The 22,213-nt window shown below is 76.2% G+C and carries 23 protein-coding genes and 1 riboswitch; of the genes, 17 read left to right on the top strand and 6 right to left on the bottom strand.

All coding sequences use genetic code 11. From position 1 onward, the window contains the following. Positions 1-9 precede the first annotated feature (9 nt). A complete protein-coding gene (gene yaaA, locus ACERUN_RS10340) occupies positions 10-789 on the top strand; it encodes a peroxide stress protein YaaA (RefSeq protein ID WP_370289840.1) in 780 nt (259 codons plus the stop codon). Positions 790-810: 21 nt separating this feature from the next. On the opposite strand, the gene ACERUN_RS10345 is transcribed toward yaaA, so the two are convergent. From ACERUN_RS10345 to ACERUN_RS10355, 3 genes are read right to left on the bottom strand one after another with little or no spacing between them, the layout of a single operon-like run. Then, the gene (locus ACERUN_RS10345) at positions 811-1,563 is read right to left on the bottom strand and encodes a histidine phosphatase family protein (RefSeq protein WP_370289841.1); all 753 of its coding nucleotides are present in this window, start codon (positions 1,561-1,563) and stop codon (positions 811-813) included. Then, positions 1,560-2,303: a zinc ribbon domain-containing protein gene (locus ACERUN_RS10350; protein WP_370289842.1), complete on the bottom strand. Its 744-nt coding sequence runs from the start codon at positions 2,301-2,303 to the stop codon at positions 1,560-1,562. The genes ACERUN_RS10345 and ACERUN_RS10350 overlap by 4 nt, the downstream gene beginning before the upstream one ends. Before the next feature lie 55 nt (positions 2,304-2,358). After that, complete coding sequence (locus ACERUN_RS10355) at positions 2,359-3,495, bottom strand: Nif3-like dinuclear metal center hexameric protein (RefSeq protein ID WP_370289843.1); 1,137 nt, start codon at positions 3,493-3,495, stop codon at positions 2,359-2,361. Positions 3,496-3,567: 72 nt separating this feature from the next. Continuing rightward, positions 3,568-3,775: riboswitch (cobalamin riboswitch) on the top strand. Between the two features lie 58 nt (positions 3,776-3,833). Between ACERUN_RS10355 and ACERUN_RS10360 the strand changes: the two genes are divergently transcribed. From ACERUN_RS10360 to ACERUN_RS10425, 14 genes are all read left to right on the top strand, one after another. Further along, complete coding sequence (locus ACERUN_RS10360; RefSeq protein ID WP_370289844.1) at positions 3,834-4,913, top strand: nitrite reductase; 1,080 nt, start codon at positions 3,834-3,836, stop codon at positions 4,911-4,913. Next, positions 4,910-5,596 carry a precorrin-8X methylmutase gene (locus tag ACERUN_RS10365; RefSeq protein ID WP_370289845.1) on the top strand — a complete coding sequence of 229 codons (687 nt, stop codon included), beginning with the start codon at positions 4,910-4,912 and terminating at the stop codon, positions 5,594-5,596. Before ACERUN_RS10360 ends, ACERUN_RS10365 begins: the two co-directional genes overlap by 4 nt. Beyond that, a complete protein-coding gene (cobJ, locus tag ACERUN_RS10370; protein ID WP_370289846.1) occupies positions 5,593-7,146 on the top strand; it encodes a precorrin-3B C(17)-methyltransferase in 1,554 nt (517 codons plus the stop codon). Before ACERUN_RS10365 ends, cobJ begins: the two co-directional genes overlap by 4 nt. Next, on the top strand, positions 7,143-8,396 hold the full coding sequence (cbiE, locus tag ACERUN_RS10375) for a precorrin-6y C5,15-methyltransferase (decarboxylating) subunit CbiE (protein WP_370289847.1): 1,254 nt from the start codon (positions 7,143-7,145) through the stop codon (positions 8,394-8,396). Before cobJ ends, cbiE begins: the two co-directional genes overlap by 4 nt. Continuing rightward, positions 8,393-9,175, top strand: coding sequence for a cobalt-precorrin-4/precorrin-4 C(11)-methyltransferase (locus ACERUN_RS10380; protein ID WP_370289848.1), 783 nt, complete (start codon positions 8,393-8,395; stop codon positions 9,173-9,175). Before cbiE ends, ACERUN_RS10380 begins: the two co-directional genes overlap by 4 nt. Then, the gene (locus ACERUN_RS10385; RefSeq protein ID WP_370289849.1) at positions 9,172-11,289 is read left to right on the top strand and encodes a VWA domain-containing protein; all 2,118 of its coding nucleotides are present in this window, start codon (positions 9,172-9,174) and stop codon (positions 11,287-11,289) included. The genes ACERUN_RS10380 and ACERUN_RS10385 overlap by 4 nt, the downstream gene beginning before the upstream one ends. Further along, positions 11,286-11,963, top strand: coding sequence for a 5,6-dimethylbenzimidazole synthase (gene bluB / locus ACERUN_RS10390; RefSeq protein ID WP_370289850.1), 678 nt, complete (start codon positions 11,286-11,288; stop codon positions 11,961-11,963). Before ACERUN_RS10385 ends, bluB begins: the two co-directional genes overlap by 4 nt. Continuing rightward, entirely contained in the window at positions 11,956-12,570 is a 615-nt protein-coding gene (gene cobO, locus ACERUN_RS10395) for a cob(I)yrinic acid a,c-diamide adenosyltransferase (RefSeq protein ID WP_370289851.1), read from the top strand. Before bluB ends, cobO begins: the two co-directional genes overlap by 8 nt. Further along, the gene (locus ACERUN_RS10400) at positions 12,567-13,928 is read left to right on the top strand and encodes a cobyrinate a,c-diamide synthase (RefSeq protein WP_370289852.1); all 1,362 of its coding nucleotides are present in this window, start codon (positions 12,567-12,569) and stop codon (positions 13,926-13,928) included. The genes cobO and ACERUN_RS10400 overlap by 4 nt, the downstream gene beginning before the upstream one ends. Beyond that, on the top strand, positions 13,925-15,001 hold the full coding sequence (cobC, locus tag ACERUN_RS10405) for an Rv2231c family pyridoxal phosphate-dependent protein CobC (RefSeq protein ID WP_370289853.1): 1,077 nt from the start codon (positions 13,925-13,927) through the stop codon (positions 14,999-15,001). The genes ACERUN_RS10400 and cobC overlap by 4 nt, the downstream gene beginning before the upstream one ends. Positions 15,002-15,075: 74 nt before the next feature. Beyond that, positions 15,076-15,309 (top strand): CbtB-domain containing protein, encoded by a 234-nt coding sequence (locus ACERUN_RS10410; protein WP_370289854.1) that lies wholly within the window; start codon positions 15,076-15,078, stop codon positions 15,307-15,309. Further along, entirely contained in the window at positions 15,309-16,184 is an 876-nt protein-coding gene (locus tag ACERUN_RS10415; RefSeq protein WP_370289855.1) for a CbtA family protein, read from the top strand. Before ACERUN_RS10410 ends, ACERUN_RS10415 begins: the two co-directional genes overlap by 1 nt. Further along, positions 16,181-17,152 (top strand): cobalamin biosynthesis protein, encoded by a 972-nt coding sequence (locus ACERUN_RS10420; RefSeq protein ID WP_370289964.1) that lies wholly within the window; start codon positions 16,181-16,183, stop codon positions 17,150-17,152. Before ACERUN_RS10415 ends, ACERUN_RS10420 begins: the two co-directional genes overlap by 4 nt. A 13-nt stretch (positions 17,153-17,165) precedes the next feature. After that, positions 17,166-18,095: an SDR family NAD(P)-dependent oxidoreductase gene (locus ACERUN_RS10425; protein WP_370289856.1), complete on the top strand. Its 930-nt coding sequence runs from the start codon at positions 17,166-17,168 to the stop codon at positions 18,093-18,095. 27 nt (positions 18,096-18,122) lie between these two features. On the opposite strand, the gene ACERUN_RS10430 is transcribed toward ACERUN_RS10425, so the two are convergent. Next, a complete protein-coding gene (locus ACERUN_RS10430; RefSeq protein ID WP_370289857.1) occupies positions 18,123-18,467 on the bottom strand; it encodes a winged helix-turn-helix transcriptional regulator in 345 nt (114 codons plus the stop codon). A 124-nt stretch (positions 18,468-18,591) separates the two neighbouring features. On the opposite strand from ACERUN_RS10430, the gene ACERUN_RS10435 reads away from it, so the two are divergent. Next, a complete protein-coding gene (locus ACERUN_RS10435) occupies positions 18,592-19,476 on the top strand; it encodes an NmrA family NAD(P)-binding protein (protein ID WP_370289858.1) in 885 nt (294 codons plus the stop codon). Positions 19,477-19,549: 73 nt separating this feature from the next. Next, the gene (locus ACERUN_RS10440) at positions 19,550-20,050 is read left to right on the top strand and encodes a hypothetical protein (protein ID WP_370289859.1); all 501 of its coding nucleotides are present in this window, start codon (positions 19,550-19,552) and stop codon (positions 20,048-20,050) included. 15 nt (positions 20,051-20,065) lie between these two features. Here ACERUN_RS10440 and ACERUN_RS10445 read toward each other — a convergent pair whose 3' ends face one another. Beyond that, the gene (locus tag ACERUN_RS10445; RefSeq protein ID WP_370289860.1) at positions 20,066-20,815 is read right to left on the bottom strand and encodes a cobalt-precorrin-6A reductase; all 750 of its coding nucleotides are present in this window, start codon (positions 20,813-20,815) and stop codon (positions 20,066-20,068) included. Continuing rightward, on the bottom strand, positions 20,812-22,188 hold the full coding sequence (locus ACERUN_RS10450; RefSeq protein WP_370289966.1) for a cobyric acid synthase: 1,377 nt from the start codon (positions 22,186-22,188) through the stop codon (positions 20,812-20,814). The genes ACERUN_RS10445 and ACERUN_RS10450 overlap by 4 nt, the downstream gene beginning before the upstream one ends. Positions 22,189-22,213 lie beyond the last annotated feature (25 nt).

A 22,213-nucleotide genomic window follows, 5' to 3' on the forward strand; every position in this document is an offset into this window, starting at 1 on the left:
CTTGCGGCCGTGCTGATCCTGCTGCCCCCGAGCGAGGGCAAGGCCACGCCGACGCGCGGCAAGAACCTCGACCTCGACGCGCTCTCGCTGCCCGAGCTGACGACCACCCGCGCTCGTGTGCTCGACGCGCTGGTGTCGCTGTGCCGTGACGAGCCGGACCGCGCCCTCGAGGTGCTCGGTCTCTCGGCCGGTCAGGTCGAGCTCGTGGGTCGCAACGCCGACCTGCTCGATGCCCCCACCGCACGGGCCGACCGCATCTACACCGGCGTGCTCTACGACGCGCTCGACCTCGGCACGCTGAGCGCTGCGGCCAAGCGCCGGGCCGCCGGCCGCCTGGCGATCACCTCGAGCCTGTTCGGCCTCGTGCGCGTCGGCGATCGCATCCCGTCGTACCGGCTCAGCGGCGACGCCACCCTTCCCGGGCTCGGCTCGGTGGCCGGCGTCTGGCGCGAGGCGCTGCCCGAGGTGGGCGCGGCGGCGCTGGGCGGTGGACTGCTCGTCGACCTGCGCTCGGGCATGTACGCCGCCTTCTGGCGACCGGACGCCGACCTCGCGCCACGGGTGGCGACGGTGCGCGTGCTGCACGAGCAGGGCGGCGTGCGCAAGGTGGTGAGCCACTTCAACAAGGCCACCAAGGGCCGCATCGTGCGCGCCCTGCTCGAGGACGGCGCCACGCCCCGCACCCCGGCCGCCCTCGCCGAGGCGCTCACCCGCCTGGGCTGGACGGTCGAGCTCGGCGAGCCCGGTCGCACCGGCACCCAGCTCGACGTGGTGGTCGCCGACCTCTGAGCCGGAGCCGGGGCAGCCCGGCTACCAGCGGCCGGTGTCGCGCAGGGTGCGCCGCCCCGGGGGCAGCGCGTTGAAGAAGCGCAGGGACGGCGTGCGCGCGCCCGAGCGCGGATCGTGGTGGAACGCGATCGTGGAGACGGCGGCCGGCGCCAGCTCGAGGCGGAAGATCGAGTCGAGCGGAGCGGCCAGCGCGTGCGCGGTGAGCACCTTGATCGGCGTCACGTGGCTGGTCACCACGACCGTGCGTCCCGCGTGCGTCTCCAGCACCCGCTCGAGCGCGGCGAGCACGCGCTCCTGCACCGCCACGAAGGACTCCCCGCCGGGCGGTGCCGCGGCCATGTCGGAGAACCAGCGGTCGAGACCGGCCTGGTCGCGCCGGGCGACCTCGCTGAAGGTCAGGCCGTCCCACTCGCCGAACTCCATCTCGGCGAACCCGGCCTCCTCCTCGACCGGCAGGTCGAGCTCGGCGGCGATGATGTCCGCGGTCTCGCGCGTGCGGCGCACGGGCGAGGCGATCACGGCGTCGACCTGGTCGCGCAGGTCGACCAGCCAGCGGGCGGTCTCGCCCACCTGCGCGCGGCCCTCCTCCGACAGCGCCGGGTTGTCGCCGCCGAGGCCGCCGGAGAAGCGTCGTCCGGTGGTGTGGGGGGTGACGCCGTGGCGCACCAGCACGAGCGTCGTCGGCGCGAGCTGGTCGAACGGTCCGGGGGTGGTGGCCTCCTCCGCGGCCGACTCGGGCGCGTCGGGCGCACCGTCGCCGGGGGCGGTGCTCACACGCCGCTCTCGGCGGTGCGCACGAGGATGCGCTGGCACTCCTCGTGGCGCAGCACCTCGTCGGCCGCGGCGGCGCGGATCTCGGCCATCTCGCCGGCGTCGAGCGAGAGCTGGCAGCCGCCGCACTGGCGCGCGCGCAGGGCCGCGGCGCCGACGCCGCCCTTGCTGGCGCGCAGCTTCTCGTAGAGGGCCACGAGGTCGGCGGGGATGTCGGCGACGATGGCGTCGCGGCCGCCGGCGACCTGGGCGGCCTCGGCGTCGAGCTCGGCGGCACGCTCGTCGCGTGCGGTGGTGAGCTCGCCGAGACGGGCGTCGATCTCCTCCAGCGCCGCGGTCAGCTCGGTGAGGGCCGACGTGGCCTCCTCGAGCTGCTCCATCACCTCGAGCTCCTCGTCCTCGAGGACGCCGATGCGCCGCTCGAGCGAGACGAGCTCGGCCTGCATGCGCTCGAGGTCCTTCGGGTTGGTGATGAGGCCGGCATCCATGCGCTGCTGGTCGCGCTCGCGGCGCGTGCGCACCTGTGTCACGTCGGCCTCCGCGCGCGTCTGCGCGGCGGTGAGGTCATCGACGACGATGCGCTGGTCGCGCAGTCGGCCGTCGACGTCGCTGCGGCGGCGCGCCAGCTCGGCGATCTCGGCGCCCTGCGGAGGGTTGCCGCGCTGGTGGCGCAGCTGGTCGACCTGCGCGTCGAGCGCCTGCAGGTCGAGCAGGCGCACCTGCGCCGCGGGGTCGGCCTTCATCGCCCGACCCCGAACGCCGCCATCGTCACTGCCACCTTCATCACCGCAGCCGTCGTCACAGGCGCATTGTCCACGGATCGGTGACGATCTCGCTCACCCGGGTCTCGACGTCGTTGCCCAGCGCCGCGCGCAGGCGCTCGGCCAGGACGGGCAGCCAGGTCCACTCGGCCGCCCAGTGGGCGACGTCCACGAGCGCCGGCCCCTGCTTCTCGACGAACTCCGCCGCCGGGTGGTGGCGCAGGTCGCTGGTGAGGTAGACGTCGACGTCGAGCCCGGCGACCCGATCGAGCAGGAAGTCGCCGGCACCGCCGCACACGGCCACGCGGCGCACGTCGCGGTCGGGATCGCCGGCGACCCGCACCCCGCCGGCCGTCCCGGGCAGCGCCTCGGCGACGCGCTCGGCGAAGGCCCGCACGGTCAGCGGCCCGTCAGGGCCGGGCGGCAGGCTGCCCACGCGACCGGTCCCGGTGGGCTCCAGGCCCGGGTCGGCCATCTCGGTGACGTCGAACGCGGGCTCCTCGTAGGGGTGGGCGGCCAGCATCGCGGCCACCACCGCAGCACGGCGCGAGCGCGGGAGCACCGCCTCGATGCGCACCTCCTCGACCACGCTCAGCTCCCCCACCTCGCCGATCAGCGGCTGGGCGCCGTCGAGCGGGCGGAAGCGTCCCTCGCCCGGCGCGCTCGTGAAGGACGCCGCCTCGTAGTCGCCGATGCGGCCGGCGCCCGCCTCGGCCATCGCCGCGCGCACGGGTGCGGCCGCGTCGACCGGCACGAACACCGTGATCACGTCGCGCGCCGGGCCGAGCGCGGGGATGATCGGCGCGAGGTCGCGCAGCCCCAGGGCGAGGGCCAGCGACTCCGAGACGCCGCCGACCGCCTGGTCGGCGTTGGTGTGGGCGGTAAGCAGCGCAGCGCCCGCACCGGCGAGCGTGTGGAGCGTGCGCCCCTTCGGCGTCGTGGCCGCGACGCTGGTGACGCCCTTGAGGAAGAGCGGGTGGTGGACGATCACGAGGTCGGCCTTCCAGCTGCGCGCCTCGGCCGCCACGGCGGGCGCGGGATCGACCGCCAGCAGGATGCGGCGGACGGTGCTGGAGGGGTCGCCCAGCACCAGACCGACGGCGTCCCACGAGTCGGCGGTGGCGGGCGGGTACCAGTCGTGCACGAGCGCGACGACGTCCTCGAGGGTGGCCATGGTCGGCAGGCTAGCGGGCGCCGCGCAGGCGACCCGGCGATCGCGGTCGCGGTTCCCACCTCGCCGGATCGCTGCTACGGTGCCGGTGCCAGTCGACCTCCGAAGGGGGTCAGGGAACCCGGTGAGAATCCGGGACTGACGCGCAGCGGTATGGGTGACGGGCGGAGCAGGGACAGCGTCATCTGACGCGGGTGCCAGCCACTGGGCCAGCCGGCCTGGGAAGGCGTTCCGACCCGGACGATCCCGAGTCCGAAGACCTGCTGGCCCTTGCGGCGCACTGTCGCGAGGTCGACCGCGGGCCACGCGTGGAGCCCGGACCTCGAAGGACGTCTCGACGCATGAGCGTGGAGTTCGGGCACCCGCCGTGCCCTGCCCCCGGCATCCCCGCCCGCAGCACAGCTGCCCGCAGCACGGCTGCCCGCACCCGCCGCGACCGCTGCCCGGGCGTCGTGCGGCCCTGGCCCGCCGAGGACGGCGCGCTCGTGCGGCTGCGGCTGCCCGGCGGCCGCCTGCCGGGCGGTCGGCTCACCCTCGCCCACCTCGCCGCCCTCGTCGAGGTGGCCGAGCGCTTCGGCGACGGCCGGGTGCACGTGACCGGACGCGCCAACCTGCAGCTGCGCGGCCTGCCCCTCGCGAGCACCGGCCGCGACCTGCTGGACGACGCGGCGCTGACCGCGATCGAGGCCACCGGCCTGCTGCCGTCGCGCGCCCACGACCGCGCCCGCAACGTGCTGCTGTCGCCGCTGACCGGCCGTGCCGGCGGTCGCGCCGACCTGCGCCCCCTGCTCGCCGCGGTGGACGCCGGCCTCCTCGCCGACCCCGGGTTCGCCGACCTGCCCGGGCGCTTCCTCCTCGTGCTGGACGACGGCCGCGGCGACGTGATCGGCGGCGAGGAGCGGGCCCGGGTCGACCTCGGCCTGGTGGCGCTCGACGCCCACCGGGCGCAGCTGCGCGTGGGCGAGGCGTGGAGCTCCGTCGTCCCCGTGGACGAGCCCGAGGAGGCCGCGGCGACGCTGCTCGGCCTCGCCCGCCGCTTCCTGCAGACCCGCGGACCGGGCGTCGGTGCGGCCTGGCACGTCGCCGAACTGCCGGGCGGGGCGGCCGACCTCGCACCCGTGCGTCCGGCCGAGCCCGGCGCCGAGGTGGCCACGCCTCCGCTTCCCCACGGACCGGTCTGCCTCGGGGAGGCCGACGGACGCACGCTCGGCCACCACCACCCGGTCGGCGAGTCGGGCTTCGGTCGCGACGAGGTGCGCGCCTGGGCCGCGGGCGACCTCGCCTCCGGCCCCGACTCCGGCCCCGACCGCCTGGGCGCGGGCGAGGTCGTGATCACCCCGTGGCGCGGCGTCCTCACGCTCGCTCCCGACCACTCCCCGGCACCTGCCCCCGCCCCCCTCACCTCGGGAGACCCCGCATGACCGAGCTGCTCACCCCACCCACCCACCTGAGGCGTCCCCGGCGCCGCTTCGACTACATCGACGACGGCCCCGCGATCTACGTCGACTCCTTCGCCACCATCCGCCGCGAGGCCGACCTGGCGCGGGTGCCGGCCGACGCCGAGAAGCTGGCGGTGCGGATGATCCACGGCACCGGGCAGACCGACCTCGTCGACGATCTCGTGATCCACCCGCGCCTCGCGCCCGCTGCGCGGGCCGCGCTGGCCGCGGGGGCGCCCATCCTCTGCGACGCGCGCATGGTGGCGATGGGCATCACCGCCGGGCGGCTGCCGGCCGACAACGCGGTGCACTGCTTCCTCACCGACGAGCGCACGCCCGAGCTGGCACGGCGCTGGGGCACCACGCGCAGCGCGGCCGCGGTCTCGCTCTGGGAGCCCCACCTGGACGGTGCCGTGGTGGCCATCGGCAACGCGCCCACCGCCCTGTTCCACCTGCTCGAGATGCTGCTGGACGGCGCACCGCGACCGGCCGCGATCGTCGGCTGCCCGGTGGGCTTCATCGGTGCGGCCGAGTCGAAGCAGGCGCTGGCCGACCTCGCCGTCGAGCACGGCATCGACATCCCGTTCGTCACCGTGCGCGGGCGTCGCGGCGGGTCGGCGATGACCTCCTCGGCCATCAACGCCCTCGCCCAGGAGGAGGAGTGAGCGGCCGTCTCCGCGTCGTCGGCATCGGCCCCGGCGACCCCGAGCTCATCACCCGCAAGGCCGAGCGCCTCATCGCAGCCGCCGACGTGGTGGCCTTCCACGCGGGTGTGCGCAGCAGCTCGCACGCCCGCCGCATCGCCGCCCACCTCATCCCGGCCGACGCGGTCGAGGAGGAGCTGCGCTACCCCGTCACCACCGGCACCACGGACCACCCGGGCGGCTACGTCGGCGCCCTCGCCGACTTCTACGACCGCTGCGAGGAGCGGCTGGCGACCCACCTCGAGGCACGGCGCGACGTCGTCCTGCTCGCCGAGGGCGACCCGCTCTTCTACGGCTCGTCGATGTACCTGCTCGACCGCTTCCGCGACCGGTTCCCCGTGGAGGTCGTGCCGGGGGTGCCGGCGTTCGCTGCCGCCACGGCCACGATCCCCGCTCCCCTCGTCCGCCAGGACGACGTGCTCACCGTGCTGCCCGGCACCCTGCCCGAGCCCGAGCTCGCGCGACGCCTGGCCGACACCGACGGCGCGGTGATCATGAAGCTCGGCCGCACCTTCGCCGCGGTGCGCTCCGCCCTCGAGCAGGCCGGGCGACTCGACGGCGCCTGGTACGTCGAGCGCGCGTCGCAGGAGGCCGAGCGCTGGCTGCCCGTGGCCGAGGTCGACCCCGCCACGGTGCCGTACTTCTCGATCGTGGTCGTGCCCGGCGACACCGCGCGCCCGGCCACGGCGGAGCGGCTGAGGGTCGGCCGCGCGACGGCGTGCGACGCCCCCCGCGCCCGCGTCGAGGACGACGCACCCGCCTCGGGCGGTGCCGCCGAGCTGCTGGTGGTCGGGCTCGGCCCCGGCCCCGACGGGTGGCTCACCCCCGAGGCCGCGCAGGCGCTGACCGAGGTCGACCACGTCGTCGGCTACGCGCCCTACGTGGCCCGTGTGCCGCAGCGCACCGGGCTGCAGCGCCACGCCTCGGGCAACACCGTCGAGCTCGATCGCGCCCGCGCCGCCCTCGACCTCGCGCTGCGCGGCGAGCGGGTGGCCGTCGTCTCCGGCGGCGATGCCGGCGTGTTCGGGATGGCCGCGGCGGTCTACGAGGCCGCCGCCGACACCGCCCGGCCCGCGTACGCCGACGTGCCGGTGCGGGTGCTGCCCGGCGTGAGCGCGGTGCAGGCGGTCGCGGCCCGGGCGGGCGCGCCCATCGGCGCCGACTTCGCGGTGATGAGCCTCTCGGACCGCCTCAAGCCGTGGGAGGTCGTGACGCGACGGCTGCGCGCCGTCGCCGAGGCCGACCTCGTGCTCGCCATGTACAACCCGGCCTCGCGGTCGCGCCGCGACCAGGTGGCCCAGGCCCGGCGGATCCTGCTCGAGCACCGCAGCGCCGACACCGTGGTCGTCGTCGGGCGCGACGTCGGGCGGGCCGAGGAGTCGCTCACCACCACGACCCTCGGCGACCTCGACGCCGACAGCGTCGACATGAAGTGCCTGCTGCTCGTGGGCGCCTCCTCCACGCGCGTGGAGGCCAACGGCTCGGTGTGGACGCCGCGGTGGGTGCGATGAGCGCGCCCGTCACGGTCGTCGGGATCGGCGCCGACGGTCTCGCGAGCGTCGGCGCCTGCGGCCGCGAGCGCATCGAGCGGGCCGACGTGCTGCTCGGCGGTGAGCGCCACCTCGCGCTCGTGCCGCCGCGCGCCGGCCAGGAGCGACACAGCTGGCCGCGCCCCCTCACGACCCTGCCCCGCGTCGTGGACGACGCCCGCGCGCGCGGGCGGGTCGTCGTCCTCGCCTCGGGTGACCCGCTCGTCTCCGGCGTCGGCACGACACTCGTGCGCCTGCTCGGGAGCGACGCGGTCGAGGTGCTGCCCGCGGTGTCGTCGGTGAGCCTGGCCCGCGCCCGGATGGGGTGGTCGGCCGAGGAGAGCGAGGTCGTGACCCTCGTCGGTCGCGACGTCGCCGGGCTGCGCCGCCACCTGGCCCGAGGACGCCGGCTGCTGGTACTCAGCGCCGACGAGCGCACGCCCACCGCCGTCGCACGCCTGCTCGTCGACGCCGGCCACGCCCCGACCCGCATGGTCGTGCTCGGCGACCTCGGCGCACCGGAGGAGTCGCGGATGGACACCGCGGCGGTGGACCTGCTCTGCCTCGACCCCGAGGAGCGCCGCGCGCTGCCCCGCCTCCACGTGCTCGCCCTCGAGGTGGCCGGCGCCGACGCCGACCACACGTCCTGGGCTCCGGGGCTGCCCGACCACGCCTTCGAGAGCGACGGCCAGCTCAGCCGCCGCGACGTGCGCGCCGGCGCTCTCGCCCGGCTGGCACCGCGCCCGGGCCACCTGCTGTGGGACGTCGGCGCCGGCGCCGGCTCGGTCGGCATCGAGTGGCTGCGTGCCCACCCGACCACCGAGGCGATCGCGATCGAGTCCGACCCCGACCGTGCCGCCCGCATCGCCCGCAACGCCCGCGACCTCGGGGTGCCGCGCCTGCAGGTCGTCGAGGGGCGGGCACCCGCGGCGCTGGCCGGACTGCCCGAGCCCGACGCGGTGTTCATCGGCGGCGGCGCGAGCGAGGACGGCGTGCTCGCCGCCTGCCGGGCGGCGCTGCGCGACGGCGGGCGGCTCGTCGTCCACGGGGTGACGCACCAGACCGAGGCGCTGCTGCTCGAGGCCCACGAGCGGCTCGGCGGCGAGCTCACCCGCATCTCGGTGGAGCAGGCGGCGCCGATCGGCGGCCGCTTCACCGGGTGGACGCCGGCTCGGGCCGTCGTGTCGTGGTCGTGGACGGCGCGCGCCGCCTGTGACGGGGACGCTCGATGAGCGCCGCACCCGTGGCGTTCGTCGGCGCCGGGCCGGGCGCCGCCGACCTGCTCACCCTGCGCGCCGTCGACCTGCTCGCCGCGGCCGACGTGGTGCTCTACCCGGGCACCTACCTCGACGCGGCCGTGCTCGGACACTGTCGCGAGGATGCCCGCCTGGTCGACACCCAGCACCTCGACCTCGACGCCATCGTCACGGCCATCGTCGAGGCCCACCGGGCCGGTCGGTCGGTGGTGCGGCTCTGCTCCGGGGATCCCTCGCTGTACTCCGCGCTGCACGAGCAGGGCCGCCGCCTCGACGCCGAGGGCGTGCCGTGGAACGTCACGCCCGGCGTTCCCGCCTACGCAGCGGCCGCGGCACTGGTGGGGCGCGAGCTCACGGTGCCGCTCGTCACGCAGTCCGTGGTGCTCACCCGCACCCAGGCGCGCTCGAGCGCCATGCCGGACGGCGAGTCGCTGGCAGCCTTCGCCGCCACCGGCGCGACCCTCGCGCTGCACCTGGCGATCACCCGCACCCGCACGCTCGCCGCCGAGCTCGCCGAGCACTACGGGGCGACCTGCCCGGCACTCGTCGTCCACCGGGCCAGCCAGCCGGGCGAGCTCGTGCTGCGCGGCACCCTCGCCACCATCGCCGACGCGGTGGAGGAGGCCGGCCTGCGCCAGGCCGCGGTGATCCTCGTCGGCCCCGCCCTCGCCTCGGCGTCCGAGGCCTCCTCCTACCTCTACTCCCCCGAGCGCGTGCGCCGCGAGGCCACGCTGCGGAAGGACTCCGCCCGATGAGCCACCACTTCCCGTTCACCGCCGTCGTCGGAGCCGACGACCCCGACGCCCCCGATCCGATGGCCCTCGCCCTGCTGCTCAACGCGATCTCGCCGGAGGTCGGTGGCGTGCTGGTGCGCGGCGAGAAGGGCACCGCGAAGTCGACGGTCGTGCGAGCGCTCGCCGCCGTGCTGCCGCCGATCGACGTGGTGGCCGGCGACCGCTTCTCGAGCGATCCGCGCGAGGCCTCGCCGCTCTCCCCCGACGCCCCCTTCCCGGCCGACGCCGGGGTCGAGACGCGGCCGGTGCGGCTGGTCGAGCTGCCGGTCGGCGCCACGGAGGACCGGGTGCTGGGCTCCCTGCACCTCGAGCGCGCGCTCAGCGAGGGCCGCGCCGAGTACGAGCCCGGGCTGCTCGCCAAGGCCCACCGTGGACTGCTCTACGTCGACGAGGTCAACCTGCTGCACGACCACCTGGTCGACCTGCTGCTCGACGCCGCCGCCACCGGTCGCGCCACCGTGGAGCGCGACGGGGTGTCGGTCGAGCACGCCGCCCGCTTCGTGCTCGTCGGCACCATGAACCCCGAGGAGGGCGAGCTGCGCCCGCAGCTGCTCGACCGCTTCGGCCTCACCGTCGAGGTCGCCGCACCCCGCGAGGTGGCACTGCGCGCGGAGGTGGTGCGCCGGCGGATGGCCTTCGACGCCGACCCCGCCGCCTTCGCCGCGCGCTACGCGCCGTCGGAGGAGGCCCTGCGCTCCCGCATCGTGACCGCCCGCGAGCACCTCGCCTCGGTGCGCCTGAGCGATGCCGCCCTCGCCAAGGTGGCCGAGGTGTGCGCCGCCTTCGACGTCGACGGCCTGCGCGCCGACATCGTCACCGCGCGCACCGCCGTGGCCCACGCGGCCTGGTGCGGCCGCGACGAGGTGGGCACCGACGACATCCGCGTCGCCGCCCGCCTGGCGCTGCCGCACCGTCGGCGCCGCCAGCCCTTCGACGCCCCCGGCCTCGACGAGCAGCTCCTCGACGAGGTGCTCGGCGACGACCTGCCGCCCGAGCCGCCCCAGCCGCCCGAGCCTGGGCCTGCAGGCGGCGGCGACGGCGGAGAGACCTCACCCCGCGATGCCGACCCCACCCCCGATCGGTCGGCGCCGGACTCGGGCGGCGCCGACTCCTCCGCGGACGAGCCCGCCCCAGCACCGGCTCCATCACCCGCCGAGTCGCCGGCGGCCTCGGGCGCCGAGACGACGGCCGCCGACCAGCCGGGGTCCACCGACAGCGCAGCAGGCGGTCCCTCGGGAGCACCGCTCGCCTCCGCCGGCACCCCGTTCCGCGCCCGCACCCTCACCGCGCGGGGCCTGGGCGCCGGCAGCGCGGGGCGTCGCAGCCGCGCCCGCACCTCCAACGGACGACGCGTGGGCGCCGCCGCGCCGGGGAGCGGGGTCGAGGAGGGCGGCGGTCTGCACCTGGTGGAGACGATCCGGGCCGCGGCGCCGCACCAGCAGGCGCGTGGCCGCGTCGTCGGCAGCCCCCTGGTGCTGCGCGGCAGCGATCTGCGTCGGGCCGTGCGGGAGGGCCGCGAGACCAACCTCGTGCTGTTCTGCGTCGACGCCTCCGGGTCGATGGCCGCGCGCCGTCGCATGGAGCAGGTGAAGACCGCCGTGCTCAGCCTGCTGCTCGACGCCTACCAGCGTCGCGACAAGGTCGGGATGATCAGCTTCGGGGGCGCCGAGGCGCGCCTGGCGCTGCCGCCCACCCACTCCGTCGACGTCGCCGCCGCACGCCTCGACGAGCTGCCCGCCGGCGGCCGCACCCCGCTCGCCGAGGGCCTGCTCGAGGCCCGACGGGTGCTGGCCGTCGAGCGGCTGCGGGACCCGCGCCGCCGCGCGCTGCTCGTGGTCGTCACCGACGGTCGCGCCACCGCCGGCCCCGACGCGATCGCCCGCTCGCAGTCCGCCGCCGAGCACCTGGCCGCCGACGGCACCAGCAGCGTCGTCGTCGACTGCGAGGCCGGCCCGATGCGGCTCGGTCTCGCCGCGCGGCTCGCCGTCCACCTCGGCGCCGAGCACCTGCCGCTCGGCGAGGTCGACGCGCAGGCGCTCCTCGACGTCGCCCGTCGGCCGGGCAGGGCCGCATGAACGCCGCCTGCGACCTGGCCGCCCGCGACGCGGTCTACGACGTGATCGCCCGCCGCCGCGACGTCCGCGCCGAGTTCGACGGTCGCCCCCTGGACGACGCGGTGCTGGCCCGTGTGCTCGGCGCCGCCCACCGCGCCCCGAGCGTGGGCATGAGCCAGCCGTGGGACTTCGTCGTGGTGCGCGACGCCGCGACCCGCGCGGCGTTCGCGGCCCACGTCGCCGAGCAGCGCGCCGCGTTCGCCGCCACCCTGCCGCCCGAGCGGCGGACGCGCTTCGAGCCGATCCGCATCGAGGGCGTGCGCGAGTCGTCGGTCGGCATCGTCGTCACGCACAGCCAGCAGCGCGGCGGACCGCACGTGCTGGGGCGCCACACCGTCGCCGACGCCGGCCTGTTCTCCACGGTGCTCGCCGTGCAGAACCTCTGGCTGGCCGCCACCGCCGAGGGCCTCGGCGTGGGCTGGGTGTCGTTCTACGAGGAGCCGTTCCTGCGCGACCTGCTCGCCATCCCTGCCGACGTGCGCCCGATCGCGTGGCTGTGCCTGGGCTCGGTCACCCACCTGCAGGACGTGCCCGACCTCGAGCGCCACGGGTGGCGCGGTCGTCGTCCGCTCACCGAGGCCGTGCACCTCGGGCGATGGGGCGTGCGGGCCGGGCAGGAGGTGCACGATGCCTGAGGGGCGCCCCCTCGTCGTCCCGGACGACGGCCTCACCACGCGCCAGCGGCGCAACCGCCCGCTCGTCCTGCTCCACACCGGCGACGGCAAGGGCAAGTCGACCGCCGCCTTCGGTCTCGCGATCCGCGGGTGGAACCAGGGCTGGAGCGTCGGGGTGTTCCAGTTCGTGAAGTCCGCCAAGTGGCGCATCGGGGAGCAGACCGTGCTCGAGCGCCTCGGCCGGCTGCACGAGGAGACCGGTGAGGGCGGGCCGGTGGCCTGGCACAAGATGGGCGCCGGCTGGTCGTGGTCGCGCAAGGAGGGCACCGAGGCCGACCACGCCGCGGCCGCCGCCGAGGGGTGGGCCGAGATCAAGCGGGCGCTCGCCGAGCAGCGCCACGACCTCTACGTGCTCGACGAGTTCACCTATCCCCTCGCCTGGGGCTGGGTCGACGCCGACGACGTCGCCGCCACCCTGCGCGAGCGCCCCGGCCGCCAGCACGTGGTGGTGACCGGGCGCCGCGCCGCACCGCAGCTCGTCGAGGTCGCCGACCTCGTCACCGACATGCACAAGGTCAAGCACCCGATGGACGTCGGCCAGAAGGGTCAGCGAGGCATCGAGTGGTGAGCGACCTGCACCCGCCCCTGCCGCTGCCCCTGCCCCGAGTCGTCGTGGCCGCTCCGGCCACCGGCCAGGGCAAGACCACGATCGCCACGGGCCTCATGGCCGCTCTGCGCCGTCGCGGGTCGGCGGTGAGCGGCCACAAGGTCGGACCCGACTACATCGACCCCGGCTACCACGCCCTCGCGTGCGGCCGCCCGGGTCGCAACCTCGACCCCCACCTCGTCGCACCGGAGCGCGTGGTGCCGCTGCTGCTGCACGGCGCCCGCACCCCGAGCCCCGCCGACGTCGCGGTCGTCGAGGGGGTGATGGGCCTCTTCGACGGCCGCGTCGGCACCGGCGGCTTCGCCTCCACCGCCCACGTGGCCGCGCTGACGAGCAGCCCGGTGGTGCTGGTGGTCGACATCGCCCGCTCCACGCGGACGATCGGCGCGATCGTGCACGGGCTGGCCACGTGGGACCCGGCCGTGCGGGTGGCGGGCGTCGTCCTCAACCGGGCGGGATCGCCCCGGCACGTGGCCGAGGTGCGCTCGGCCGTCGACCTGCCGGTGCTGGGGGTCGTGCCACGCTCCGCGGAGGTCGCCACCCCGTCGCGTCACCTGGGCCTGCTCACCGCCGCCGAGAACGCCGAAGCCGACGCGATGATCGCGGCGCTGGCCGACCTCGTCGAGGAGCACGTCGACCTCGACGCCGTGCTCGCCCTCGCGCGCTCGGCGCCGCCGCTCGAGGCGGCCCCCTGGGCGCCGCCCGTGCCGGCCCCGGGACGGGGAGCACCGGTCGTGGCGGTGGCCGCCGGTCCGGCCTTCACCTTCGCCTACGCCGAGACCGCCGAACTGCTCGCCGCGGCCGGCTGCCGGGTGGTCGGCTTCGACCCGCTGCGCGACACCGCGCTTCCCGCCGGCACCGCCGGGCTCTACCTCGGCGGCGGCTTCCCCGAGGTCCACACGACGGCACTGGCCGACAACCACGCCCTGCGCGAGCAGGTCGGAGCCGCCGTGCGCGACGGCCTGCCGACGGTGGCCGAGTGCGCCGGCCTGCTCTACCTGTGCCGCTCGCTCGACGGCGCACCGATGGCCGGAGCGCTCGCCGCCGACGCCGCGATGACCGAGCGACTCACGCTGCGCTACCCCATCGCGCGGGCCGCAGGAGCCACGCTGCTCACTCGCCCGGGCGAGCAGGTGAGCGGCCACGAGTTCCACCGCACCGCCGTGCGCCCCGGCGCCGGCCCCACCCCCGCCTGGTGCGTGGACGACGAGCCGATCGGCTTCGCCTCCCCCACGCTGCACGCCTCCTACCTGCACACCCACTGGGCCGGGCACCCGCACCTGGCCGCCCGCTTCGCCGAGGCGGTGCACGCGCGATGAGCACGACCGCGACGTCCGCCACGATCGCCGACCCGCTGCGCCACCACGGCGACACCGAGGCTCGGGCCGCCACGCTCGACCTGGCCGTCAACGTGATCGACGACGCCGACCTCCCCCGACCCCGCTGGCTCGACGACGCCCTGCGCGCCTCGCTCGACCACCTCGCCGCCTACCCCGACCCGACCCGCGCCCGCGCCGCCGCGGCGGCCCACCACGGGCGCCCGGTCGCGGAGGTGCTCCTCACCGCCGGAGCAGCCGAGGCGTTCACGCTGGTCGCGCGGATGCGGGCCTGGCGCCGCCCGGCGGTGATCCACCCGCAGTTCACCGAGCCCCACGCGGCGCTGGAGGCGGCCGGGCACCGGGTCACCACCGTGCTGCTCCGCCCGCCCTTCACGCTCGGTGCCGGAGCGGCCGTGCCCGAGGACGCCGACCTCGTCGTCGTCGGCAACCCGACCAATCCCACCGGCGTGCTCCACGCGCGCGCCGACCTGCTGGCCCTGCGCCGGCCGGGTCGTCTGCTCGTGGTCGACGAGGCCTTCATGGACGCCGTGCCCGGCGAACCCGCCTCCCTCGCCGACACCCCGGCGGGCCTGCTGCACGACCTCGACCCGGGCGGCGACGTCGTGGTGCTGCGCTCGCTCACCAAGCACTGGGGCATCCCCGGGGTGCGGGCGGGCTACCTGGTCGGGTCGGCGGGCGTCGTCCACGAGCTGGGGCGGGTGCAGACGCCGTGGTCGGTGGCCACCACCGCCGCCGCCGCGGTCGAGGCGTGCTGCACGCCGACCGCCCGTGCCGAGGCCCACCGGCGCGCGGTCATCGTCGAGGAGCGACGCGCCCACCTCGAGCGCGGGCTGGCCGACCTCGGAGTGCCCGCCCACCCCTCGTGCGCCTCCTTCGTGCTCGCCCGACCCGGCCGCGGCGTGCACGCCCGGTTGCGCCAGCAGGGCGTGGCCGTGCGCCGCGCCGACACCTTCCCCGGCCTCGACGACAGCTGGATCCGCATCGCCGTGCGCTCCCCGGAGGTCACCGACCGCTTCCTCGTCGCGCTCCGCGCCGCCCTCGCCGCTCCCTGAGCCCGCCGCACCACCCCGCTCCCGCACCCCGCATCCATCACCATCACCCATCACTCATCACCCAGGAGGAACCCATGTCCGCATCCGCCCCCCTCACCCCCGCCGGCCGCGTCGGCCCCCTCACCTCGCGCACACTCACGGTGCCGCTGCTGACCCTCGGCGCCTGGGTCGCGTTCTTCGGCCTGCTCGCGATGCTCGCGATCTTCTTCGTCAGCGCCGACCAGGGCGCGGTGTCGCTGCCCGCCGGCAACGCCGTGCACGAGTGGGTGCACGACGCCCGCCACCTGCTCGGCTACCCGTGCCACTGATGGCGACGACGAGCGCGGCACGCCCCGCACCGCCCCGCCTGACCCCCGGCGCCTTCCTGGTCCGCGGCCTCGCCGCAGGCCTCATCGCCGGCCTGGTCACCTTCGTGGTGGCCTTCGCCCTCGGCGAGCCCAGCGTCGACCGGGCGATCGCGCTCGAGGGCGCCGGGGGCCACTCCCACGGAGCGGCCGCCGACGACCACGACCAGGGCCACGACCAGGGCCACGACCACGGTGCTGCCGACGCGCAGGCCGACGAGCAGGCAGCCGGCCCCGGCATGGTCGAGGTCTCCCGCGACGTCCAGCGCACCTGGGGCCTGCTCACCGGCGCGATCGTGATCGGCCCGGCCCTCGGCGGCCTGGCGGCCCTGGCGGCGGCGGCGCTCGTCGGGCGCCTCGGCGGCCTGTCCGCGCGGGGCAGCACGGCGCTCGTCGCCCTGCTGGGCTTCGTCGCCGTGGCCCTCGTGCCGTTCGCCAAGTACCCCGCCACACCCCCGGCGGTCGGCAGCGGCGACACCATCGGCGGTCGCACGGCCGCCTACTTCGCGATGCTGATGATCTCGGTGCTCGCGATGATCGCCGCGGTGGTGCTCGCCCGCCACCTCGCGACCGTGCGTGGCGTCGAGCCGTGGACGGCGGCCGCGCTCGCCGGCCTCGGATACCTCACGGTCGTGGGGGTGGCCGCCGGCCTGCTGCCGACGGTCGACGAGCTCGGCGACTTCCCCGCCAGCGTGCTGTGGTCGTTCCGCCGCGGCTCGCTGCTCACCCTCGCCGCGCTGTGGGCGAGCCTCGGTGTCGTGCTGGTGGCCCTCGTCGGCCGCCTGCACGACCGGGTGGCGAGCGACCTGCGGCGACGCGAGCTGGCGGCGAGCCTCTGAACGGCACGTCGGCCCGCACCCGGGCCGCGGGCCTCCTGCTGGGAGTGCTCGCGGACCGGGTGCTGGCCGATCCCCGACGTCTCCACCCGGTCGCCGGCTTCGGCACCCTCGCCGGTGCCCTGGAGCGCCGGCTGTGGCGCGACGCGCGCGCGCCGGGCGTCGTCCACACGGCGGTGCTGGTGGGTGGGGCGATCGTGCTCGGCGCAGCCGCCGAGCGTGCGTCCCGCGAGCGCCCGGCCCTGCACCTCACCCTCACGGCCGCCGCCACGTGGACCGTGCTCGGCGGCACCTCCCTCGACCGCGAGGTCGCCGCCGTCGCCGCCCACCTCGAGGACGACGACCTCCCCGCCGCCCGGCAGCGCCTCACCCACCTCGTGGGTCGCGGCACCGCCGAGCTCGGCGAGGGCGAGGTCGTGCGGGCGGCCCTGGAGTCGCTGGCCGAGAACACCTCGGACGCCGTCGTCGCCCCGCTCGTGTGGGGGGCGCTCGCCGGAGTGCCGGGCCTGCTCGGGCACCGCGCGGTCAACACCCTCGACGCGATGGTCGGGCACCGCAGCCCGCGCTACGCGCGCTTCGGCTGGGCCGCCGCCCGACTGGACGACGCCGCCAACCTGCCGGGCGCCCGGCTCAGCGCCGCGCTGGCCGTCGTCCTCGGGCCGCGGCCGCGGGCCGCGCTGCGGACGTGGCGGCGCGACGCCGCCGCCCACCCGAGCCCGAACGCCGGTCCGGTGGAGGCGGCCTTCGCCGGCGCCCTCGGGGTGAGCCTCGGCGGCACCAACGACTACGGCGGCCGCGTCGAGCACCGGGCCCGCCTGGGCGACGGACCGGCTCCGGCGCTCGATGACCTCCACGGCGCGCGCCGCCTCGCGCTGCGCGTCGACACGGCCGCCGCCGGCCTGGCCGCGGTGGTCGCGTCCCTCATGCCGGTACTCACCCGCCATCAACGTCGCGAGGGCCTGAGAGCCTGAGAGGATGGCCGCGATGAACGCGCTCTCCCTGCTCCGCAGCACTCCGGTCCCGACCCTGCTCACCCAGGGCCCGCGCGCCCGCGCCGGCCGCGTGGTGCGCCGACTCACCGGCGCGCCCTCGCCCCTCGCGGGGCGCACCGTGCTGATCACCGGTGCCAGCTCGGGGATCGGCGAGGCCACGGCCAAGGCGGCGGCGCGCCGCGGCGCGCGGGTGCTGCTGGTCGCGCGCCGGGCCGACGCGCTCGCGCGGGTCGTGCGCGCCCGCACCGAGGAGGGTGGCAGCGCCGAGGCGCACGTGCTCGACCTCACCGACGGCGAGGCGGTCGACGCCCTCGTCGCCCGGGTGCTGGAGGAGCACGGCGCCGTCGACTACCTCGTCAACAACGCCGGTCACTCCATCCGCCGCTCGCTGGAGCTCACCCACGGCCGCTTCCACGACTTCGAGCGGATGATGGCCGTCAACTACTTCGGCCCCGTGCGCCTGACCATGGGCCTGCTGCCGGCGATGCGCGCCCAGCGGTTCGGGCACATCGTCAACATCGTCACCTGGGGCAACCAGATCAAGGCCCCCAAGTTCGCCGCGTACATCGCGGCCAAGTCCGCGCTCGACGTCTTCGGCCGCATCGTCGGGCGCGAGGCGTTCTTCGACAACGTCACCTGCACCGCCATGCGCGTCTCGATCGTGCAGACCCCGATGATCGGCCCGACGGCCGCCTACGAGGGTCGCGGCGAGACGGCCGAGCACTGCGCCGAGCGCGTGGTGCGCGCGCTGGAGGACCGCCCCATCACCGTCGACGGGCTCATCGGCACTGGGGCCGAGGTGCTCAACCTCGTGCTCCCCCGCACCGCCGACCTGCTCCTCGCGCTTACCCACCTCGCCGAGGCCGACTCGCCCGCGGCGCGACGCACCGTCGTCGAGCCGGCGACTGCCACCGCGCAGTAACCCGCGGCCGGGCGACCGGCGTCCCGCTCAGGAGTCGCCGGAGTTCTCGAACACCCAGTGCATGAGCGGCACCAGCAGCGCCGCGAGCTCGGTGCCGAGAGGGGTGAGCGAGTAGTCCACCCGCGGAGGCACCACGGGGTGCTGCTCGCGGTGCACCAGGCCGTCGGCCTCCAGGGTGCGCAGCGTCTGGGCGAGCATCTTCTCGCTCACGCCCTCGGCGCGCCGGCGCAGCTCGCTCCAGCGCAGCGTGCCCTCCGACAGTGAGGCGATGACGAGCACGCCCCACTTGCTCGTGACGTGATCGAGCAGGACCCGGCTCGGACAGTTCGCCGGGAAGACGTCGGGGAACACCGTCGCGGGACGCTCACTCACCTGCATGTCAGTACCTTACTTCGAAGTGCGTACTAACTCTGGGGAAGTACCTGCCACGAGGGCCGGTTGGCATCCCTGACGGGCCGGCTCGCCCGGCCGACACCCCAGCGACAGGAGCAACCTCGTGAGCAGCACCACCTACCTCGTCACCGGTACCACCGGCGGTCTCGGCGAAGCCGCCGTCCGCGCCCTCGTGGAGCGGGGCGTGCCCGCGGAGCACGTGGTCGCCACCGCCCGCGACACCAGCCGCCTCCAGGGCGCCGGCGGTCTGGCGGAGCTCGGCGTCACGGTGCGCGCCCTCGACTACACCGACCCCGCCTCCATCAGCGCCGCGCTCGAGGGCATCGACCGGGTGCTGCTGGTGTCGTCGAACGCGCTCGGTCAGCGCACGACGCAGCACCGCGCCGTGATCGAGGCTGCCGCTGCCGCCGGCGTCGACCTGCTCGCCTACACCAGCATCGCCAACGCCGGCACCACCACCATGCTGCTGGCCGGCGAGCACCAGGAGACCGAGCAGCTCATCGTCGAGTCCGGGCTGCCGCACACCTTCCTGCGCAACAGCTGGTACTTCGAGAACCACACCGGCCAGCTCGCCGTGCAGCTCGAGCACGGCGCCCTCCTGGGCGCCACGGGCGGGGCCTCCTACAACCCCGCCGCCCGCGCCGACTACGGCGACGCCGCCGCCGCGGCCCTGCTGCTCGACTCCCCCGCCGAGGCCTACGAGCTCGGTGGCGCCGCGCTCACCCTCGAGCAGCTGGCCGCCGTCGTCACCGAGGTCACCGGCACCGCGGTGGCCTACGTCGACGTGCCCGAGGCCGAGCTGGAGAAGGTGCTGCTCGGGGCCGGTCTGCCGGCCCAGCTCGCCCACACCCTGGCCGAGGCCGACAGCGGCCTGGGCCGTGGCGAGCTGCAGGTCGACCCCGCGGTGCTCGAGGGCCTCATCGGGCGCCCCGCCACCTCCGCCGAGGACGCCGTCCGCGCCGCCCTCGCCGCTCTTCCGCAGGCCTGAGCACCGGCCTCACCGGCCCACCTCCCGTCGCCGCCGCAGGTATGCCGCGGCGACGACGGGAGACCGTGGGCAGGTGAGCGACGACCAGCAGCAGGGCGACCAGAGCACGCAGACGGAGACCATCGGCACCGGCCAACCGCCGAGCGTCGACGAGGCCCACACCCGCCCCGCCGGCGTGGACGACGCCACGGTCGAGGCGCTGGGCAAGATCTCCGAGGCGCTGGAGGCCGTCGAGGTCGCCCGCGGGGGCCTCTACACCTTCCACCGCCTCAGCGGCACCGCCGACCTCACGCTCGGCGAAGGCGTCGACCAGCTGCGCGAGGCCGGGCACACCGAGCTCGCCGACCGGCTCGAGCGTGAGCTCGTGGGCCGCAACGTCCTGCAGGGCCGCTGGACCTTCCAGATCGTCGAGGAGTACGACGACGGCTACTACTCCACCTTCAAGCAGCTCGAGCGCGAGGCCCGCGAGGCTCTCGTCGAGGGCAAGCGGCACCTCTTCGAGGCCGAGATGAAGGAGGACCGCCGCACCCAGGGCAAGCGCGCGCACGAGCCCCATCCCGAGACGGGCGAGTGACGCCGCCGCGGCGGATCACGGGCCCCCGAGGGCGCTGAGCGTCCACGCGAGCGCCGCGCGCGCGTCGTCCACCTGGACGACGCCGGGCGGCGCCGCGGGCCGGCGGACGACGACCACCGGCATCCCCCGCTCGGCGGCCGCCTCCAGCTTCGGCGCCGTGAGCCCGCCGCCGGAGTCCTTCGTGACCAGCACGTCGCGATCGGCCAGCACCACCCGCTCGCCCTCGAGGGTGTAGGGCCCGCGCGATCGCAGCAGGGTCCAGGCAGTCGGCACCGGCACCTCCGGTTCGTCGACCACGCGCGCCACCACGTCGAGCTCGTCGCGATCACCGAGCACGCGCACGAACACCCCGAGCTGCTGGCGGCCGATGCTGAGGAACGGTCGGGCGCCCAGCTCGCCGGCCACGATCGCCGCCTGCTCGTGGGTGTCGACCCAGATCCACGACGCCGTCGCTCGATCTGCCCAGCCGGGACGCTGCAGTCGCAGCAGCGGCACACCGGCCTGCGCGCAGGCGGCGGCTGCGTGCGCGCTGATGCGGGCAGCGAACGGGTGGGTGGCGTCCACCACCGCCACCACCGCTTCCTGCTCCAGGAACGCCCGCAGCCCCTCGGCTCTCCCGAAGCCGCCGATGCGCACCTGCCCGACCGGCAGGGCCGGATCGCGCACGCGCCCGGCCAGCGACGACACCACGTCGACCCCGGCCCCCACCAGCAGCGCGGCGAGCTCCCGCGCCTCGCCGGTGCCCCCGAGCAGCAGCACCCTCATCGGGCGAGCTCCAGCAGCGCGTCGAGGTCGAGGTGGGTCTCCACGAGATCGCCGAGCAGGTCGAGGCGTGCCTCGCGGGCAGCCGGGAAGGACGCTCGCGAGGCGACACCGAGCGCGCGCTGCAGGAAGGCGGCCCGCGTGGCGTCGTCCTCGAGGGCGCCGTGCACCATCGTGCCGCTCACCGCGCCGGACTCCGTCTCGCCGGTGATGCGGCCGTGGTGGATCTCGTAGCCCGCCGGCTCGTGGACGACGAGCCGCTTCTCCGGCCCGAAGCGCGTCACCAGGTCGAGCAGGCCGAGCCCCTCGACCACCGCCCCGGCCGGCCCCTCCACCCCGTCGGGGTCCTCGATGCGGCGCCCGAGCATCTGGCAGCCGCCGCAGATGCCGAGCACCGGGCGTCCGTCGGCGGCGTGGCGGCGCACGGCCTCGTCGAGTCCCCGCTCGCGCAGCCAGGCGAGGTCGGCGAGCGTGGCGCGGGTGCCGGGCAGCACGACGAGGTCGGCGTCGGCCAGTCGCGCGGGGTCCGAGACGAAGCGCACGTCGAGCCCCGGCTCGAGGCCGAGTGCGTCGACGTCGGTGAAGTTCGAGATGCGGGGCAGCCGCACCACCGCCACCCGCGCGGCACCGGAGGAGGCGGGCGCCCGTCGCCCGTCGAGGTCGAGGGCGTCCTCGGAGTCGAGCCAGAGATCGGGGTGCCAGGGCAGCACGCCGAAGGTCGGTCGCCCCGTGCGGGTCGCGAGGTCGTCCAGGCCGGGGCGCAGGAGGTCGACGTCGCCGCGGAACTTGTTGACGACGAACCCCCTCACCAGCGCCCGATCGGCCGCGTCGAGCAGCATCACGGTGCCGTAGGCGGCCGCGAACCAGCCGCCGCGGTCGATGTCGCCCACCACCACGGTGGGCACGTCGCCGTGGCGCGCCAGGCCCATGTTGACGTAGTCGGTGGCACGCAGGTTGATCTCGGCCGGGCTGCCCGCGCCCTCGGCGATCACGAGGTCCACCCGCGCACGCAGGTCGTCGAAGGCCGCGTGGGCCACGCGCGCGAGCCGCGCCCGGCCGTCGTGCCAGTCGCGCGAGCTCACCTCGCCGTCCGGACGGCCCATGAGCACCACGTGGCTGCGTCGGTCGCTGCCGGGCTTGAGCAGCACCGGGTTCATCGCCACCTCCGGCTCGATCCGGGCGGCCAGCGCCTGCACCCACTGCGCCCGCCCGATCTCCCCCGGCTCTCCCCCGGGCCCGCGCACCACCATCGAGTTGTTGCTCATGTTCTGCGCCTTGTACGGCGCCACCCGGATCCCGCGCCGCGCCGCCGCCCGGCACAGCCCCGTCACCAGCACGCTCTTGCCGGCGTCCGAGGTCATCCCCGCCACCAGCAGCGCCCTCCCGCCGAGGTGGCCCCCC

Source organism: Nocardioides sp. (assembly GCF_964229035.1).
Lineage (GTDB): Bacteria > Actinomycetota > Actinomycetes > Propionibacteriales > Nocardioidaceae > Nocardioides.

Bases quoted from the DNA above. Each gene is read 5' to 3' on its own strand.
- bluB (WP_370289850.1), top strand. From the start codon at position 11,286: ATGAACGCCGCCTGCGACCTGGCCGCCCGCGACGCGGTCTACGACGTG.
- ACERUN_RS10355 (WP_370289843.1), bottom strand. From the start codon at position 3,495: ATGGCCACCCTCGAGGACGTCGTCGCGCTCGTGCACGACTGGTACCCG.
- ACERUN_RS10350 (WP_370289842.1), bottom strand. From the start codon at position 2,303: ATGAAGGCCGACCCCGCGGCGCAGGTGCGCCTGCTCGACCTGCAGGCG.
- ACERUN_RS10415 (WP_370289855.1), top strand. From the start codon at position 15,309: ATGGCGACGACGAGCGCGGCACGCCCCGCACCGCCCCGCCTGACCCCC.
- ACERUN_RS10385 (WP_370289849.1), top strand. From the start codon at position 9,172: ATGAGCCACCACTTCCCGTTCACCGCCGTCGTCGGAGCCGACGACCCC.
- ACERUN_RS10445 (WP_370289860.1), bottom strand. From the start codon at position 20,815: ATGAGGGTGCTGCTGCTCGGGGGCACCGGCGAGGCGCGGGAGCTCGCC.
- cobC (WP_370289853.1), top strand. From the start codon at position 13,925: ATGAGCACGACCGCGACGTCCGCCACGATCGCCGACCCGCTGCGCCAC.
- ACERUN_RS10410 (WP_370289854.1), top strand. From the start codon at position 15,076: ATGTCCGCATCCGCCCCCCTCACCCCCGCCGGCCGCGTCGGCCCCCTC.
- ACERUN_RS10380 (WP_370289848.1), top strand. From the start codon at position 8,393: ATGAGCGCCGCACCCGTGGCGTTCGTCGGCGCCGGGCCGGGCGCCGCC.
- cobO (WP_370289851.1), top strand. From the start codon at position 11,956: ATGCCTGAGGGGCGCCCCCTCGTCGTCCCGGACGACGGCCTCACCACG.
- ACERUN_RS10425 (WP_370289856.1), top strand. From the start codon at position 17,166: ATGAACGCGCTCTCCCTGCTCCGCAGCACTCCGGTCCCGACCCTGCTC.
- ACERUN_RS10360 (WP_370289844.1), top strand. From the start codon at position 3,834: ATGAGCGTGGAGTTCGGGCACCCGCCGTGCCCTGCCCCCGGCATCCCC.
- ACERUN_RS10365 (WP_370289845.1), top strand. From the start codon at position 4,910: ATGACCGAGCTGCTCACCCCACCCACCCACCTGAGGCGTCCCCGGCGC.
- cbiE (WP_370289847.1), top strand. From the start codon at position 7,143: ATGAGCGCGCCCGTCACGGTCGTCGGGATCGGCGCCGACGGTCTCGCG.